Origin of the sequence: Bacillus coahuilensis m4-4, from assembly GCF_000171615.1 — a bacterium.
Lineage (GTDB): Bacteria > Bacillota > Bacilli > Bacillales > Bacillaceae_K > Bacillus_T > Bacillus_T coahuilensis.
Genome location: NZ_ABFU01000046.1, coordinates 38,930 through 56,306, shown reverse-complemented (window position 1 = coordinate 56,306; position 17,377 = coordinate 38,930). Strand labels below are relative to the sequence as shown.

16 protein-coding genes and 6 pseudogenes are annotated in these 17,377 nt (G+C 37.3%); 5 read left to right on the top strand and 17 right to left on the bottom strand.

Annotated features, from left to right (window positions below; genetic code table 11):
* Positions 1 to 220 precede the first annotated feature (220 nt).
* The 3 genes and pseudogenes from M44_RS22740 to gpr all read right to left on the bottom strand — a co-directional run bounded on the left by M44_RS22740 (position 221) and on the right by gpr (position 2,959).
* Positions 221 to 526, bottom strand: coding sequence for a DUF3679 domain-containing protein (locus M44_RS22740; RefSeq protein WP_010173873.1), 306 nt, complete (start codon positions 524 to 526; stop codon positions 221 to 223).
* A 20-nt stretch (positions 527 to 546) separates the two neighbouring features.
* Complete coding sequence (gene spoIIP / locus M44_RS11910) at positions 547 to 1,695, bottom strand: stage II sporulation protein P (RefSeq protein ID WP_010173872.1); 1,149 nt, start codon at positions 1,693 to 1,695, stop codon at positions 547 to 549.
* Between the two features lie 152 nt (positions 1,696 to 1,847).
* Positions 1,848 to 2,959, bottom strand: a pseudogene (gpr, locus tag M44_RS22735) (GPR endopeptidase).
* A gap of 199 nt (positions 2,960 to 3,158) precedes the next feature.
* On the opposite strand from gpr, the gene rpsT reads away from it, so the two are divergent.
* The gene (gene rpsT / locus M44_RS11900) at positions 3,159 to 3,407 is read left to right on the top strand and encodes a 30S ribosomal protein S20 (RefSeq protein WP_010173871.1); all 249 of its coding nucleotides are present in this window, start codon (positions 3,159 to 3,161) and stop codon (positions 3,405 to 3,407) included.
* Positions 3,408 to 3,447: 40 nt separating this feature from the next.
* Here rpsT and holA read toward each other — a convergent pair.
* A pseudogene (holA, locus tag M44_RS22730) lies at positions 3,448 to 4,462 on the bottom strand (DNA polymerase III subunit delta).
* 295 nt (positions 4,463 to 4,757) lie between these two features.
* On the opposite strand from holA, the gene M44_RS26300 reads away from it, so the two are divergent.
* A complete protein-coding gene (locus M44_RS26300) occupies positions 4,758 to 4,892 on the top strand; it encodes a YqzM family protein (RefSeq protein ID WP_010173868.1) in 135 nt (44 codons plus the stop codon).
* Positions 4,893 to 4,956: 64 nt separating this feature from the next.
* Here the strand turns inward: M44_RS26300 and M44_RS11885 are convergent, their stop codons facing one another.
* The 3 genes from M44_RS11885 to M44_RS11875 all read right to left on the bottom strand — a co-directional run bounded on the left by M44_RS11885 (position 4,957) and on the right by M44_RS11875 (position 8,454).
* Complete coding sequence (locus tag M44_RS11885) at positions 4,957 to 7,176, bottom strand: DNA internalization-related competence protein ComEC/Rec2 (protein ID WP_010173867.1); 2,220 nt, start codon at positions 7,174 to 7,176, stop codon at positions 4,957 to 4,959.
* Between the two features lie 49 nt (positions 7,177 to 7,225).
* Positions 7,226 to 7,786: a ComE operon protein 2 gene (locus M44_RS11880; protein WP_010173866.1), complete on the bottom strand. Its 561-nt coding sequence runs from the start codon at positions 7,784 to 7,786 to the stop codon at positions 7,226 to 7,228.
* 68 nt (positions 7,787 to 7,854) lie between these two features.
* A complete protein-coding gene (locus M44_RS11875; RefSeq protein ID WP_010173865.1) occupies positions 7,855 to 8,454 on the bottom strand; it encodes a helix-hairpin-helix domain-containing protein in 600 nt (199 codons plus the stop codon).
* Between the two features lie 85 nt (positions 8,455 to 8,539).
* Here M44_RS11875 and comER point away from each other — a divergent pair.
* Positions 8,540 to 9,384: pseudogene (comER, locus tag M44_RS22725) on the top strand (late competence protein ComER).
* A 45-nt stretch (positions 9,385 to 9,429) separates the two neighbouring features.
* On the opposite strand, the gene M44_RS11865 reads toward comER, so the two are convergent.
* The 8 genes and pseudogenes from M44_RS11865 to M44_RS11830 all read right to left on the bottom strand — a co-directional run bounded on the left by M44_RS11865 (position 9,430) and on the right by M44_RS11830 (position 14,438).
* Complete coding sequence (locus M44_RS11865) at positions 9,430 to 10,167, bottom strand: class I SAM-dependent DNA methyltransferase (protein ID WP_010173862.1); 738 nt, start codon at positions 10,165 to 10,167, stop codon at positions 9,430 to 9,432.
* On the bottom strand, positions 10,164 to 10,523 hold the full coding sequence (gene rsfS / locus M44_RS11860; RefSeq protein ID WP_010173861.1) for a ribosome silencing factor: 360 nt from the start codon (positions 10,521 to 10,523) through the stop codon (positions 10,164 to 10,166). Before rsfS ends, M44_RS11865 begins: the two co-directional genes overlap by 4 nt.
* A 15-nt stretch (positions 10,524 to 10,538) precedes the next feature.
* The gene (yqeK, locus tag M44_RS11855; RefSeq protein WP_010173860.1) at positions 10,539 to 11,102 is read right to left on the bottom strand and encodes a bis(5'-nucleosyl)-tetraphosphatase (symmetrical) YqeK; all 564 of its coding nucleotides are present in this window, start codon (positions 11,100 to 11,102) and stop codon (positions 10,539 to 10,541) included.
* The gene (locus M44_RS11850) at positions 11,095 to 11,658 is read right to left on the bottom strand and encodes a nicotinate-nucleotide adenylyltransferase (RefSeq protein ID WP_010173859.1); all 564 of its coding nucleotides are present in this window, start codon (positions 11,656 to 11,658) and stop codon (positions 11,095 to 11,097) included. Before M44_RS11850 ends, yqeK begins: the two co-directional genes overlap by 8 nt.
* A 14-nt stretch (positions 11,659 to 11,672) precedes the next feature.
* Positions 11,673 to 11,963, bottom strand: coding sequence for a ribosome assembly RNA-binding protein YhbY (gene yhbY / locus M44_RS11845; RefSeq protein WP_010173858.1), 291 nt, complete (start codon positions 11,961 to 11,963; stop codon positions 11,673 to 11,675).
* Positions 11,957 to 12,807 (bottom strand): annotated as a pseudogene (gene aroE / locus M44_RS22720) (shikimate dehydrogenase). The gene yhbY and the pseudogene aroE overlap by 7 nt, the downstream one beginning before the upstream one ends.
* Positions 12,808 to 12,819: 12 nt before the next feature.
* A pseudogene (gene yqeH / locus M44_RS22715) lies at positions 12,820 to 13,935 on the bottom strand (ribosome biogenesis GTPase YqeH).
* Positions 13,917 to 14,438, bottom strand: a complete 522-nt coding sequence (locus M44_RS11830; protein WP_010173851.1) for a YqeG family HAD IIIA-type phosphatase — start codon at positions 14,436 to 14,438, stop codon at positions 13,917 to 13,919. Before M44_RS11830 ends, yqeH begins: the two are co-directional and overlap by 19 nt.
* Before the next feature lie 327 nt (positions 14,439 to 14,765).
* Between M44_RS11830 and sda the strand changes: the two genes are divergently transcribed.
* A complete protein-coding gene (sda, locus tag M44_RS11825; RefSeq protein ID WP_010173850.1) occupies positions 14,766 to 14,906 on the top strand; it encodes a sporulation histidine kinase inhibitor Sda in 141 nt (46 codons plus the stop codon).
* A gap of 634 nt (positions 14,907 to 15,540) precedes the next feature.
* On the opposite strand, the pseudogene sigK reads toward sda, so the two are convergent.
* Positions 15,541 to 16,240: pseudogene (gene sigK / locus M44_RS22710) on the bottom strand (RNA polymerase sporulation sigma factor SigK).
* Positions 16,241 to 16,424: 184 nt separating this feature from the next.
* On the opposite strand from sigK, the gene M44_RS11815 reads away from it, so the two are divergent.
* Positions 16,425 to 16,871 carry a Dps family protein gene (locus M44_RS11815; protein ID WP_010173849.1) on the top strand — a complete coding sequence of 149 codons (447 nt, stop codon included), beginning with the start codon at positions 16,425 to 16,427 and terminating at the stop codon, positions 16,869 to 16,871.
* Between the two features lie 206 nt (positions 16,872 to 17,077).
* Here the strand turns inward: M44_RS11815 and M44_RS11810 are convergent, their stop codons facing one another.
* Entirely contained in the window at positions 17,078 to 17,302 is a 225-nt protein-coding gene (locus M44_RS11810; RefSeq protein WP_010173848.1) for a YrhC family protein, read from the bottom strand.
* Positions 17,303 to 17,377: the final 75 nt, after the last annotated feature.

Sequence of the window (17,377 nt, the reverse complement as noted above, 5' to 3'; positions counted from 1 at the left end):
AAAGATATAATAAGAATTCAACTAATCGAGCATTCAATCTCTTTTTTCGAATAGAATTATTACTATTTCGAGCGTATTCCTACTTAATTCGATCAATTCGTTATCCAATTCGAGCGTTTAACTCTCAGCCAACGTTTCCCACGCCCCTTCCGCCACAGAATCAACTACTCTAGTATGAAGAACTCAGTTCCCAAAAGAAAAAGGCCCTTTAAAAGGACTTTTACTCTAGCATTCCACCGACCAAATCTATTCCTAGCTCAGTTGCAGAGGTAACAGTAGAAGCAAATTTTTTACCTAAATCAGAAAAAAGATTATAGGAACCCATTTCCTTAAGCATCTGATCCTTCTCTTCTATTGTCAACTCAGAAGGTAATTCACTTAGCGAGGCTTCACCTTCAATGGAAACCAGCTCAAGTCCTTCTCCTCGAACGTTTTTAATTCCTTCTTTGGCTTGCTCTAACCCAATTAATACACCAATAAATAGCAGGCAAACTAATAGGATGGTTTTTGTCATAAATTTAAACACATTAGCACCTCCAAGTTCGTTTACTGAGTGGCATTTACTCGGTCAGCCTTCCAGTAAAATTGCGCAAAGATATCCGCAAAGGCTTCGGCTGATCGGTTGAGTTCTTCAAATGTATTATCTACTCCCCCAAATTCAATAAGCATGGCATTTTTGGATAAGTCTTGGTTGTAAACACCATTCACCCCTGACCCCTGCTTCACGAAAATCCCACGAGAAAGACCCGGATAATGCTCTTGTAACAATTTGTGAAGTTCAGCAGCTAATTTATTATTTTGTTCATGGTTTTCGTGCTCTGCTCCTACTACGAACGCAAGTTTTGCATAGTCTTTACCGTCGATTGTTACGGTTGTCACATCTTTTCTTCTAGAGTCTCTATGAATATCGATTAAATATAAGGATTCCTTGTCTTCTAATGCACTAGCTTGTACAACTTCTTTGGAAACACTGTAGGAGTCGTTATATCCTAACCCTTTCTTAGACAGCAGGCTTACGATATCCGTTTTTTCAACAACGGTTCCAATCCCGAGGGTTTCCAGTTCTTTCTCTAAAGTATCTCCTATTTTTGTTACATTTATTTCTGGATGCTGAGCAAGATCGGGGTCAGTCACATCTAGATATGGAAGAAAAGATTCTCTGGTGTGGGTAAAGTAAACCAATACCTTTTCATCTCCATTACCTGTATAAGGAGAGACCTCCACTTCTTTGATGTCCTCCGTGTTTTTTAAATTTGGTACTTTATCAAACACATCCATTGACGGAACGGATTCAATGGGCATGTTGGTGTAATTAGTTCCTGCTCCCGCAACAACGATTGAATTATCAAAAATAGAAAATCCAGGCAACTCTCTTCCTAAGAAGCTTCTTGGGTCTTTAAATCGTAGATTAGCAGCTACATCAAATAACACTTTTGATATCGAAGGGATAGTACTCCCATCATGTTGAAAAGAGTGATTCTCTAGAGTGTATAGAGTAAATAACATTTCTCCAGTTAACTGCTCCGTTGCTCGGTTGACGGATTGAGATGAAATTCTGTACTCTGGCTGCAAAGAAGTCAGAACCCCCGAAAGGACAAACATGGTGAAAAGGGACGCTATGAATAGGACAATTCCTTTTATTATATTTGCTAAACTAACAGTCACCATATATCGATTTGATTTGTGCGTTTTCATATATCCACCCTCTTTTTTGTACTCTACTTCACTCTATGTTTTTACTAGAATTAGTAGAACTAGAAGAGAATGATTTTACTAGAATATGTATGAGACTAAAAAAAGAGCTCTCAGACAGGCTGAAAGCTCTCAAATTTGATAGAGGGAAAATGTTACCTTGTATACATTCCAACATTATCTTGGTTGATGGCATCATGAAGAGCTGCATTTAATCCATTTGCAATGACGTTGGCCATATCTTCGATAAATATATCTACCTCTTTAGGAGTGACCATTAAATTGTGGCCAATAGGGGCTAACACTTCATGTATAAGCTTGCGCTTTTCTTGATCTTCAAGTGTTCCGATGATTCCTAGAAATGTTTGACGATGTTCATTTGAAGGTAGGTCATCATCGGTGAATTTTTTCTTTTCACCAAACGTCATTCCGGCTGGTGCTAAAGCTCTAGAAGGTTTGTCTCCTTCTTTTAACTCGCGTCCAAAATGCTTTAATAGAAAATCAACCGTATCACTCACAATGGATACAGCATCTACAACTGTTGGAACACCTATGGCAATGACTGGTATTCCAAATGTTTCTTCGCTTAATTCTTTTCGTTTATTGCCAACACCGGAACCCGGATGAATGCCGGTATCAGAAATCTGAATGGTTGAATTCACTCGTTCAACAGACCTTGCCGCTAACGCATCAATCGCAATGATAAAATCTGGTTTAGATTTCTCCACTACACCTGCAATAATTTCACTTGTTTCAATTCCAGTCATCCCCATTACTCCCGGAGAGAGAGCACTGACACGTCTATAGCCGTCTTCAACACTTTCTGGTTGAAGCTCAAACAAGTGGTTCGTGATAACCGCATTTTCACAAACTAGTGGACCTAAAGAATCGGGTGTAACATTCCAGTTTCCAAGTCCTACCAACAAGCAGCTTGCGTTTTTAGCAATCCCTCTCTTATCAAGAAATGCGCTAAATTCTTTTGCAAATACTTTTCGACATCATGTTGCAGATCTGTATTTTGATTACGAATACCTAAAGCTTCAATTGTTAAATAGTTTCCAGGTTTTTTTCCAACGACTTCCGTTCCTTTTTCAGTGATTTCTATATTTGTAATAGTAATACCATTTTCTTCACGTTCGTGAATAATAACACCCTCAAGGTGGGATTGATTTTCCACCTCGTTCTGGTCTAATACTTGTTGTCTCGCTTCAACGGCTAAATCCGTTCTAACGCTGTAGCATGATAAATCTAATGGTTCTCCTGACATGGGGAAACTCCTCCTCGTTTCTTTGTGCCCCTAGTTTTACCTCGTATGGGCTGAAACATGTATTAATTAGCTTTTCCAATGAAAGAGTATTGCAATATGCCTCTCTGTTTGATAAAATATCTCTTGTTCTCAATATGTTATTGGAATTGTTATCGAGTCTTAAATAGAATCTCGATTTGCATTTTAGGAGGTGACAGGAATGCCAAATATTAAATCTGCCATCAAGCGCGTTAAAACAAGCGAAGCTCGTAATGCTCAAAACACAGCAGTTAAATCTGCTATGCGTACAGCTGTTAAGAAATTTGAAGCTGCAGTTGAAAATGACGACAGCAACAAAGCTGAATACCTAACAGAAGCTATTAAGCACGTTGATAAAGCTGCTCAAAAAGGGCTTATTCACAAAAATGCTGCTAATCGCACAAAGTCTCGCTTAATGAAAAAAGCTTAATACAAATAAAAAAACGATCTGAATTCAGATCGTTTTTTTGTTAGGCTAATTTTAGTATAAACATCTCTACTATCAACTTCTTATCACGCTTTCCCGTCTTCATTTCGTAATCCCCTTCAGCTAAAAGAAGCATTATTTTTTGCAATTGCTCGAATGTAAATGCTCTAGCTTGTCCGGCTGCTAGTTTTACTCTATATGAATGTACTTTCAACGTGCTTCCAATTGACTGCTGTCCGTATCCTTTACTTGTCAATTGCTTTACCTGATAGATTAACCTGAATTGTCCAGCTAAGATTGCAAGAATTTTGATGGGTTCTTCATTTTGTTTTAATAAATCATAATAAATTTGTACAGCCCCGCCGATATCTCTAGAAATTACTTTATCAACTAATATGAATATATTTTGCTCTATTGATCGCGCTACCAGTTTGTCTACCATTTCTGTCGTTATTGATACTTGATGCCCCCCGTACAAGGCTAATTTATTTACTTCATTTGCCACAACTTGAAGATTAGTTCCTGTTAAAGTTAGCAATAAGTCTAGAGCTGCCTCTTCAATTGATACTCCAAGAATTTTCACTTCATATGCAACCCATTTTTTGAGTTCTTGCTCTGTTAGTGGTTTAGCTTCTACAACAACACTCTCTTTTTTTAAGGTTTTCGTAAGCTTTTTTCGTTCATCTAATTTTGGATAAGGAGCCACTATGACTAATATTGTATAATCAACAGGTGACGCTAAGTATTCTTGAAGTCTATCTGTGTTATGTTCTACTTTACTTTTCGTTTTTTCGTCTTGTTAAAAACGTCGGATTATGTAAAAAAACAAGCCGTCTTTCCCCAAGGAATGGGAATGTTTCAGCATCTTCAAGCGCTACTTCAATAGGAGTTTCTTCTAAATCAAAAACGGATAAATTGAAATCCAATTCCTCTTCTTGCAAAGCACCTGCAATCATTTTTTGTTTTGTTTCATTTAACAGGTATTGCTCTGTTCCATAAAGTAAATAAACAGGAGAAAAGCGACCACGCTCAATATCGTTCCAAATTTTATTAATCACAGCTATCTCTCCCTTTAAAAAATCGTCATATTAATGGTAAAGAACAGGGGAGAAAATAGCAAGAAAAAGAAGAGAAAACCCCATTTAGAGGCTTTCCCAGCTAAATTTATGTGAACGTCAAAACATAGGGTCTAGAACTCCTATTGCTTTAACGGTATCTCTTGTGAAGATTAGTATGGCCAAAATTCTTTTACGTATAGTTGACAAGTGTTTCTAAGAGTGGAAAAAGTGTAGAGGAGTATAGATTTTTTGTCGTTTATGTTCTATACTAAAAGATGATATAGGAGGGGTACTTGTGAACGAATTTGAAAAAAATGTGCAATCCACTCGTAACGACGCAGTAGACTCTGCTGTTGGTTTTATTGTTAGCTTTGGATTCTTTGCTACAATGTTCATTATTGCCACTGTCATTAAACTTATTGGCGCATAATGCTACTTGTAGAGATGAAGGAAAGGAGATCGAATCATTTCGGTCTCCTTCTCTTTTTGTTGTACTACATCTTATGGATGGACGATTGAAAATGTTCCACCACTTCCGGTAAAGTATAAGTAATTCCTCCATTTTCTCTGGTTGAAAGAATCGTCACCCCTTCAGCTTTTAAACGTTCGACTACGTCTTTATGAGGATGACCAAATGAATTATTTTTCCCCGCTGAAATAATGGCATATTCAGGGCTTACTTCTTTTAGAAAGGAGAGGCTTGTAGACGTGTGACTACCGTGATGACCTACTTTTAATACATCTGCATCTATTTCATACTTTTTAGTGATTACAGATTCACCCTCCGATTCTAAATCTCCTGTAAATAACCATTTTACCCCACCTAACTCTGCTAAGATGACCAATGAATCGTTGTTCCCCTCATATTGATCATCACTAGGATGTAATAATTGGAAGGTGCTACTAGGTGTTTCCCATTTGAAAGGTGCACGTATTGGACGATGTATGACACCCCTCGTTTCCGCTACTTTTAAAATTTTCTGCATTTCTTCAACTTTTTCTGATCCTGTTGAATAGACAAGTTCCTTCACTTTACGATCTAGGATTAAATCTTTGGCGCCACCAATATGGTCATAGTCTCCATGAGTTAATAGTAATAAATCGATGGCACCAATTCCTTTACTATTTAAAAATTGATCTAACGTAAGCTTATAGATGGATGCTCGTTCTATCTCCTCTCCAAACGAAACAATCCCTCCTGTATCAATCATAATTACTCCTTCGTTGCGCGGCAAATCGATGATTATGCTGTCTCCTTGTCCTACATCTACTATGTAGACATACCCTTTGTTATCAAGTCTTTCATCTACCACCACATAAAACATTAAGCTTAAGCTAATCAGTAAAAGGCCTAGTAAACGCTTCTTCTCCCAGAAAATATAGAAGGCAATGACACCTAAGATAAGTCCTATCATCTCCATTAGGTTTAGTTTTCCAGTAATAAACGTAGTGACCCTCCTCTCACTAATCCAAAGAGTTAGACTATCAGTCCACTGTACAATGGAATTTAATAGACGAATAGGGATTTCAGCCCACGATGTAGAAAGCAGAGTACACAAATAGCAGAATAAGGATAATGGGAGAAGAATGACTGTAAATAGAGGAACATACACCACATTTACAAGTAATCCAATGAGTGATACTTCAAAAAACGTATTCACAAGTATGGGAAGTGAGCCTAAAAAGGAGGTAATAGAAATGGTTAGCATGGAATACATATACGAACCTGTATTTGTTAAAATTTTAGGAGCAGAGAGAACCAATGCATAGCAAACCATGTAGGTCAATTGAAAGCTAACAGTCATGATTTCATATGGTGAGAGGATTAGCTGCAGGAGAAAGGTGATACTTACTAAATCAATCATCGCGATTTTAAAACGCATAAAGGAGAAGAAAAAAAGTAGCATTGCCATACTTGATGCTCGAATGACTGGGGGTGCAGCACCTGTGAGTAAAACATATAGAGGAAGAACAATCAAGAGAAAGCCTTTAGCCCACTCTTTCGTGATTCCTAATCGAATGAATAGAAGAAATAACCAAACCGTTATGACACTAACGTGCAAACCGGATATAGCTAATAAATGAATGACTCCAATTTCTTGATAGGCGTCTAAGATTGATTCTTCTATACCTTCTCGGTGTCCAAATACTAAAGCTTGAACGAGGGGCACTGAGTACCCAAATATCCCTTCAATCCTCTCAATTTGATGTATTCGCCATTCTGAAATTTGCCGATAAGTATCCTGTAACCAAAATGAGTTAAGTGGTTCACAATAGGTGATTCTTTTCACTTCAAATATCCAGTGAACATTCTCATAATAAAGGAACTTTTCATAGTTAAAGCCATGATCATTCCTAGCGCCTTCTGGTTCTTGTAAATGTCCTTCCAACAGACACTTTCCCACAAGACTCTGAAGGTCTATTTCCTCATCCGTATATAGTCTTAGTGCTATTTTTTCCCCAGACTGCGCGGTAGACTCTCCTTTGAATCCATAGGAGGTTGCTAGTAAAGGGGAAGATATGTCTAATAATAATGATTGTTCTTGACCGGTTAATTCCGTATTATTTTCTGTTTCTTCAAAGAAATACATAACCGAACCGAAGACTGCTATTGTGGCCGCTAAGAGGAGAGTGGTAAATGAGGGTTTCAATAGGAAGGAAATATAGATAGAAAAGAGGAGAAGGATAATGCCTCCTTGAATATGAAGAATCATTATCCCTCCTGATGTGTAACACAAAGCAAAAAGGAATAGGCTTCCTTTTTCATGAGAGTCCCATGGCTTGAAGTTTGTTTTTGAAACGTGTTACTTCTTCAGAAGAACCACACTGTTCAAGTGCTTGGACCATTTCGTTAATTACGGCAAGTTCTTCTGACTGTCGACTTATCAAGCTGATTTCTTCTAGCTTCACTTGCTTTATTTCTATTCCCGCTTTTGCAAAAAGCTCCACAGCATATGGGTGGTTTTTATAGTTTTCTGCAAAGTATACTTTTTTAATGCCCGCTTGAATTATGGTTTTACAACATTGTAGACAAGGGAAATGCGTTACATACAGCTCTGCACCTTCTGTTGGTACACCAAATTTGGCACATTGAAGTATTGCATTTACTTCTGCGTGTATCGTTCTGACACAGTGATTTTCAATCACATAACATCCATTATCAATACAGTGGTCCCCACCAGCGATTGAACCATTATAACCACCGGCAATCACACGTTTCTCTCTAACAATCGTTGCTCCAACAGCTAGTCTCGTACATGTACTACGTAATGCTAACAAATGGCTCTGCGCCATAAAGTATTGATCCCAGGAAATCCGGTTCATTGTGGTGTGCCCCTTTTTTTCTTAAGTGTAGTATGTCTTTTAGTAGACAGTCAATAAGATTTTTGTCGTTAATTCACGGTAATATAGTCTTTTAACGACTCAAATGTTTTTGTACCAATGCCTGGAACATTTTCAATCTCTTCTATACTAGAAAACAATGTTTCATCTCTGTAGGTTATGATTGCCTCTGCTTTGGCTGGTCCGATTCCAGGTAGTGTTTCCAATTCTTCCTTCGTTGCAGTGTTAAGATTGATGAACAGCTCCCTCTTTTCCTCTGTCTGAGATACACCATATTGAAATTCTACCTCCCCTTTTTCTGGAATATAGATCACCATTTCATCTTGAATTTTTTGTGCAAGGTTTATTACTCGTTCGTCCGCTGTTTCCGTTAATCCTCCTGCTACTGTTATGGCATCTAACACTCTTGATTCAGAGGGTAATTCATAGAGGCCAGGAGATTGAACAGCTCCTTTAATATCAATCAGTATATTCTCAGTTTTCATCTCTTCCTTTTGATTTAAATCACCCTCCACTGTGTCTATTGAATGATCTGAAGGTGTGATCGTTTCTATCTGTTTATTGGGATTTAGAAAAGATAAGAGGAAGAATAGAAGTCCGAGTGTGAGGAACAAGATCCATATTTTATACCGAATCAAAATATTCTTCATAAATGCAACAGCTCCATTTGCATAATTTTACACTTCCTTACATAGGTTTTAGGAGAGTAGGTGAAAGTAAAGGAGGGGAAGACCGGTGAAAATTGGGATCATTGGAACAGGAAATATGGGAACAATCCTTATTGAAGCCATGATAAAAACAAGTATTATTGATCCTAACCAGCTTGTTATCACCAATAGGACCATCGATAAGGCGTACACTTTAAAAAAGACGTACCCTTCCATACATGTTGAAGAAAATGTGAATATATTACTCTCATCGTCTGATATTATCTTTCTATGCATAAACCTTTAGACATACAGCCTTTTATAAAACAATATAAGGAACAATTTACAGAAGAAAAAATAGTGGTCTCTATTACAAGTCCTATTTCGGTAGAGCAACTCGAATCGTATATTCCTTCTCAGTGTGTTCGTTTGATTCCAAGCATTACAAATCGAGCTTTAGCTGGGGTATCTTTGTTAACTTTTGGGGAAAGCTGCTCTGACACTACAATGGAAGTCATAACTAGGCTAGCTGATTCTTTTTCATCTCCCATTCGAATTGAGGAGGAAATTACTCGCGTCTCATCCGATATTGTTAGCTGCGGACCAGCGTTCTTTAGTTATCTAACTCAACGATTTATTGACGGAGCGGTGGCAGAAACAAGCATCACAAGGGAAAAAGCAACCGAATTAGCTTCTCAAATGCTTATCGGGCTAGGAGAACTATTAAATCAAGATATTTATACATTACCATCATTACAGGAAAAAGTGTGTGTCAAAGGTGGAGTAACTGGAGAGGGAATTAAAGTTTTAGAGGCAAATGTAGGGACAATGTTTGAAGACTTGTTCAAAGCGACTCATGATAAATATGACGAGGACGTAACCGAAACAACTAATCAGTTTTCTTCCCAACATAATATTCTAGACCGGAAGTAAAAAACCTTACAAAAAAAGAAACAAAATTGTTCTTTTTTGTAAGGTTTATTTTTTACAAGAGAAAAACAGACGTTCAGATGTTTCCGTAACGTGTTCAGTAAAGTCTCCAGTAACTTCAATAGAAGAGTATCCTACTTCTCTTAACCAATTTGTGTAGTCAGCAATGGGAAAGGTTCGCTGTTCATGTGTTTCTTCAACTCGTTCGTACAAACCGTTGTCCTCTTTAACGAAAAATGTTAATTCATGTATGACACTATGTGGTTCCTCACCTGCAAAACTATCCCAGATATAGGATATTTCCTCACCTGCAAACGAAAATGATTGATCAATAAACAACTCATCTACTTTGAAAGGGCTGTGTACATCAAAAAGAAGCATGCCTCCAGGTTTTAAATGGTCATATATTCGTTTAAAGGTAGCTAGAACATCTTTAGGACCACTAAGATAATTAAGAGAGTCACAGTATAAGACGACTAAGTCAAACTCAGAAAGTCCTTCTAACTCCTTCATATCTTGTTGATAATAGTCCACAGATACATTCGCCTCATTTGTTTTATCCTTCGCTACCATGAGCATGGTTTCCGAAAGATCTACTCCTGTGACATTCATTCCCTCTTTCGCAAAACGAATAGACATTTCTCCCGTCCCACAGGCTAAGTCGAGAATCGCTTTCCCTTTTAGATCACCATTCTCCACCTTAGATTTTGTGAAGGAGAGCCACAGGTCGTAGGGAGCATCCTGCATGAGTTCATCATACAAAAATGAAAAACGGTGATAACTCATTGAGTTAACTCACTTGGAACGTGAACAATTGGAGCATCTCCCCATAGTCTTTCTAAGTTGTAATAACTGCGTTCTTCATGATGGAAAACATGTACGACAACATCGCCAATATCCACTAATACCCAGCGAGCTTCATTAAAACCTTCCATACGCTTAACTGTATATCCGTTTTCTTCAGCTGCTTCTTTTACTTCTTTTGCAATAGCTTGAACTTGTTTATCTGAATTCCCATGACAAATGATGAAATAATCAGAGATTAAGGAAACACCTTTCATATCTAATGCTACTATATCTTCTGCTCGTTTATCGTCTGCCGCTTTGTAAGCTACGTTTAATAAATTATTGTTATCTCCCAATCAAAACCTTCTCCTTTACTTTATACTTTTTATGATTGAATTATATGCTTTCAATGTGTCAGGGTAGATGAGTTGATTTTTATTTAGAAGGAATTGCATTGTATTCTTTAGCGAAACAAGTAGGACCTTATCTAGACCATCATAAGCCATTGCTCTAGCATCCTCAACACCCGGAAAGTTACGGTTTGGTTCAATATAGTCTGCTACATAGATTACTTTTTCGAGTGGTGTCATATTCTTCCTACCACTCGTGTGATACCTGATGGCATCTAGTACAGTTGAATCATGAATACCCACTTCTTTTTCCACTAAATAGGCCCCTACTGGAGCGTGCCAAAGTTCTTGATTGTATTTCAACAATTTCTTATCTTCTAGTTGATCCTGTATGATTTCTTTCATCTCTTCTAATGGTCGAAATTTAGCATAGTCATGGAAAATAGCAGCAAGTTCAGCCTGCTTTTCATCTACACCGTAATGACTTGCTAATAAGATACTTGTCTCCATCACACCCAGTGTATGAATATATCGTTTTTCGGTTAGCTGTTCTTTGACTATATCTAATGCTCTTTGTCTATTCATATAGCTTCTCCCTCTCAATATATTCTCGTACCCTGTCTGGGACATAATACCGAATACTCTTTTTCGACTTCACTCTTTCTCGTATCATCGTGGAAGAAATGTCAACCCCAGGCATTTCTACCATGATAACTCCATCAACAGGGTCTACTTCGACATGAGGTCTATTCACACCTACAAACGTAACAAGCTCCACGAGTCGTTCGTATTGAAACCAAGTCGGAAGACTTTTGACACTATCTCCACCAATGATGAAGAAAAACTTGTGCTCACTCTCTTGTTCTGTTAGCTCTTCCAACGTTTTAACTGTATAGGACAAACCCTTTCGTTCTAATTCAATGGTTTCAATATGAAAGCGCGGATGTTCCCATAAAGCTGCTTTTAACAGTTCATATCGGGTGGTAGCTGTTATTCCTACAACGTCTTTATGGGGCGGTTCATAGTTAGGCATGAATCGAACTTCGTCTAACGAGAGTGCATCCATTACTTCCGTGGCCATTAGAAGATGACCTATATGTGGAGGGTTAAATGTGCCACCAAGTAAGCCAATTCTCTTCACATTTTTCAACCTCTTTAAGGTAATTGAATTCGTTTTTGCTCTTTTGATTCCTTGTATAAAATGATTACTTTCCCGATAACTTGAACTATTTCTGCACTTGTTCCTTCAGAGAGAGCTTTAGCTACTTCATCTCGGTCCCAGTCACAATTTTGAAGTATTTGAACTTTCATTAGCTCTCTCGTCTCTAATGCATCTGCAATTTGATTCGTCATGTTTTCATTCACTCCGCCTTTGCCTACTTGAAAGATAGGTTGAAGGTTATGAGCTTCACTTCGTAAATAGCGTTTTTGTTTTCCTGTTAACATTTTGATTCCTCCGAGTTGTTTACTATTGCTTGTTTCATTATTTCGATTTCAGGGTCAATACCTGTCCATTTCGCAAAGGAAAGGGCCCCCTGGTTTACGAACATGCCTAGCCCATTTTGAACAAAGGCACCTAAAGATTTAGCATTCTTTAAGAATAACGTTTCAACTGGGTTATAAATAATATCAATACATGCGGCTTGTTCTTTTATTTTGTTCATTTTAATTGGCGACACATCAACATTTGGATACATCCCAACACTGGTGGTTTGAATGACTATGTCATATTGGTCAAGATTTGACTCTGCCTGCACGATGGTCATGGCATGACCCCTATGGTGATGCATTTTGTTTTTTTACAGTGATCAATAGTTCCTGAGCTTTATTTAATGAACGATTGCACACATCTATTTTAGCTAAACCACTTTCTAAAAGGGCATAGATTATACCCTTCGCTGCTCCGCCCGCCCCAATAATTAGAACGTTATGCTCTGGACTTAGACGTGTTAATTCTTTTAATGAGCAAACGAATCCTGGACCATCCGTGTTGTAGCCTACTAATTTCCCATTTTCATTCACTACAGTGTTCACAGCACCAATTCGCATTGCATAAAGATCTACCTCATCTAACATTGGAATGATGGTTTCTTTGTGGGGAATGGTAACGTTAAATCCCTTAATTCCCAGTGCTTTCATTCCTTTTTATTGCATCTTCTAAATGTTCCGATGTGACATGAAACTTTGCATAAAATGCGTCGATGTTATTGGCTAGAAAGGTAGCATTATGCATTGTAGGAGACAGCGAGTGACCAATCGGATCTCCTATTACACCATACAGTGTTGCCATATTACCCTCTCCTTAAATAAGAGAATTACGTAAGAATACACTTACACCTTTTGGAACATGGGCAGCAATTTTAGCACCAGGATCATTTACAGTAATCCACCCTAGTCCAGAGAATACGATATCAGTCTTTCCTTCTTTAATGACGAATTCATGGCGAACGAGTTCAGGGAAATGGTCCATTTCTTCTTCACCAGGAGGTTGTAATAATTCTCCAAGATGCTGATCGTATAAAAGATCTGCTTTTTCAAGCTTCGTTCTATGAATGTTTAACTCATTTGAGAAATGACACACAAATGATTGTCTCTCACCTTTTATAAAGTCAAATCGAGCTAGTCCACCAAAAAAGAGTGTTTGCTCTTCATTCAATTGAAATATTTTAGGCTTTATTTCTTTTTTAGGTGTAATGGTTTAAGGCTCTTTTTGTCAACATAGTGTGCCATCTGATGGTGATTAATAATTCCAGGTGTGTCAATTAACGCTTGACCATCATCTAGTGGAATTTCAATCATATCAAGAGTAGTACCTGGAAAGTGAGACGTAGTAATGACGTTTTTCTCTCCTGATACTTCTTGGATAATGCGATTAATGAAGGTAGACTTTCCTACATTTGTACACCCTACAATGTATACATCTTGACCTTTTCTGTATGTTTCAATTAACTCTAGTGCTTTTAGAATATTCGTTCCCTTGTCAGCGCTAATTAACTGTACATCCACAGGTTTTAAGCCTAATTCTTTTGCTTCTTTTTTCATCCAATGAACAAGCTTAGAAGGCTTCACACTTTTAGGAAGTAAATCGACTTTATTTCCGATTAACAGTACAGGGTTGCTTCCTACAAAACGGTGTAATCCAGGTAACCAGCTACCATTAAAATACAAAAATGTCTACAACTTTTACTATTAAGCCTTTAGACTTTCCTAGACCGTTTAATATTTTTAAGAAGTCATCATCTGTTAAAGAAACATCTTGAATTTCATTATAATTCTTTAAACGAAAGCATCGCTGACAAATGACCAATTCTTTTTCTAATGAAGAAGCTGGGGCATATCCAATCTCATTCTTATTTTCCGTTTGAATTTTAACTCCGCAGCCTACGCATACTACATTACTCACTGCTCGTCCTCCCATTGTAGTAACCCTTTTCTTTTAAACCAATTTAATATTCTTCTCTCAACTGATCGATTAAACTTAGTGATCTTATCGTCTGTTTTCCCAACAGGAACCACTAGAATCGTATGATAACCATTACGATTACCACCCAAAACATCCGTTAGTAGCTGATCACCGATTACAACCGTTTCATCCTTCTTCAGGTTCATCGTAGATAAAGCCTTGTTAAACGCTTTTCCCATCGGCTTTCGAGCTTTATAAATATAAGGAATACCCAAAGGTTCTGCAAAGGCTTTAACTCTTGTTTCATTATTATTCGAAACAATGGTCACCGCCATTCCTTGTTCTTTCAGATGTTTGAACCACTCGATTAATTTTGGAGTAGCATTTGGACGGTCCCATTCCACTAACGTGTTATCTAAATCTGTTATAACACCCTTAACCCCTTTATCTTTCAGGTCATCAACAGAAATTTCATAAATACTTTTAACATGTTGGTTCGGTAGAAAGTTTTTTAACATATATACACCTCTACATTTGTCTTTTCTATTGTTTATCATACTTAAAACATGTAAGATATTCAAAATATTCCTATTAAATAGGTGGTTTGTCCCAATACTTTTCGACAATATCCTACAATCATTTCAACTGTGGATAAAACCATCCACATTTTCCCACAAGATTTCATCTGGGTTTGCTCTCTTTATAAACAGATTAATCACAAGTTATCCACTCATCGTTGTGGATAACAGAACGGTTGTTCTGAATGTTCAATTTTGATAAAGTTAGGTTACAACGTTGTACAACTTACCATTCACATACGAATTACCTATTTTGGAGGTGACGATATGCGTAAGCTGTCAGATGAATTGTTGATCGAATCTTATTATAAAGCAAGAGAGTTAAAACTAAATTCAGATTTTATTCATTTAATTGAAAAAGAATTATACCGCCGTGGATTGCACTACATTTCCAAAGTATCTTCATAATTTTCTTGCAAATATCTCTTTTCTCTTCTTCCATTTGATTTCTTCTATGTAGGATGTTTCTAAGAAAACGGACTTCTTGATCACAAGAGGTCCGTTTTGATTAAGAAGCCATGAAAAAGCAATACTATTTATATTACTATAAGCTTACTGTTTTTTCTACATTAAAAGTGATATATTGTTCTCATTTGTAAGCAAATTGCAATACCTCTGTAGCTTTAGTGTGCTAAACTTATAACTAGGAGGTGGGTATAATTAAATTAGTATCAATTTGTACGAGTTGTGATGGTAAAGGATTTCTCCCAAGATTAAAGGTATTTAAGCTAGAATGTGCTAGATGTGAAGGTTCAGGTAGAACTAGCTCCGATCTTCAACAAGTCATGAAAGGCAAAGAGCTTCTTTAACAGTCCCTCATGTATTTACTCCAAAGGTATTCTTTTCTTACATTCCTAATATGCTTTCGTTTAAAAGGGCCATCCGCTAGGGGATAGCCCTTTTTCCATTCCCCATTCTTATGAGGTAGTAGGGGCTATTGAATTTCCGGTCATCTTCTCTTCAATAAGTCAACATCGGATCGCTAGCGCTCTCCGTGTTTCCTTTATTTTGAGAAGTTGCCCTCCAATTCATACGCCCCTGGTCAGTCGGCTCCGCTTTTCTTGTTTTTTTCCTTTTCTTCTCTGTAGAATTCGTGGAACATTTTCATGAGGGCTCGTTTTTCGATTCGGGAGACGTAGCTTCTTGAGATTCCGAGTTCTTTGGCGATTTCGCGTTGGGTTTTTTCTTCTTGCATGTCTAGGCCAAATCGTCCAACGATGACTTCTGTTTCTCGTTGATCAAGTACGTTAATGTATTTTTTTAGTTTTTCAATTTCCATTGTCAATTGAATCGTATCTATGACATCATCTGCATCAGATTTTAATATATCAATTAAGCTAATTTCGTTCCCTTCCTTATCTTGACCAATTGGATCATGGAGGGATACGTTCTTTTTTTGTTTTTCTTTAAGGCTCGTAAATGCATTAAAATTTCATTTTCAATACAACGGGCTGCATATGTGGCAAGCTTGGTTCCTTTCCCATCTGAATAGCTCTCTATTGCTTTAATGAGACCTATTGTCCCAATGGAGATTAAGTCTTCTGTGTCTTCTCCTGTATTTTCAAATTTTTTCACAATATGCGCCACAAGTCGTAAATTATGTTCGATGAGTTTGTTTCTAGCGCCCTCATCTCCTTCATACATTAACTTTAAATATTTCTTCTCTTCACTTGACGATAACGGCTGAGGAAATGCATTATTTTTTACATAGGATACCAAAAGATTAACTCTTTTACAAACATACCAAGAGCAGTTAAAAGTGTAGACACGTCGATCACCTCCGCCTAAAGACTATTACTACTCTATGCAGGAAAATGGTCGAGGTTGCACGTCCAGTACATTGTTTCTCATTCACCATATGAATAAAAATAATTCGTTATGACACACTAACGTTGACAAATTTAGGTGTTGAAAGGCGGGAGTAAGATGGAGTTAAATCAGGTGTTAAATCAACAGGTGTCTAATTGGTCGATACTGTATATCAAATTACACAACTATCATTGGTTTGTAAAAGGAGAAAACTTTTTTACGTTGCACGAAAAGTTTGAAGAGCTCTATACAGAAGCAGCGACATACATTGATGAGATTGCAGAAAGAATCCTTTCAATAGGCGGGAAACCTTTAGCTACTATGAAAGATTACTTAGAAACGTCTACTATTAAAGAGGCTTCAGGTACGGAGACGTCACAAGAAATGGTCGATCACTTAGTGTCTGATTTTACAACCGTTATTGATGAACTAGATTCTGCCATGAGCATTGCAGACCAAGAAAATGATGAGGCTACGTCTGATTTATTATTAGGCATACAATCAAGCCTTCAAAAGCATGTGTGGATGCTTGAAGCGTATTTAGGTAAAAAGGTGAAACAATAAAAAATAGCTGCCTTTAGGCAGCTATTTTTATTGTACGCTTAGTTCAGAAGCAATAATAACACCAATTGCTGTAGTTGTGACAAGGCCTAAAACCATTAATAGCATGTTCACCACTCCCTGTTTCAAATTGTTTTTCTTACTATTAGATTAGCATGAAAAGGACATTTCGAACGTGGAACTTGTGGCAAAGTCTTTACAACAATTTGTCAATAATTAGACGAAGAATCTTCCTCTACTTTCTTTTTACATTTAGCAGATAATAAGAAAAAGTACCCCGATGCACCTGTAAAAAGAACGGTTATCCATAGCATAATCGTGACTTGTTCTGAAGAAACTTCATTGATCTTTATTAGTACTCCTAAGTATAGGAAGACACTTACACATAAAAGGGTGAAACCAAAACGTTTATAATCCATTACTTTGTCTTTCATTCTATCACCTTTTATTATCATAGTATTATAGTTAACTATAACATAGGGTGATAGCCCTCTTTCGATGTAAATATC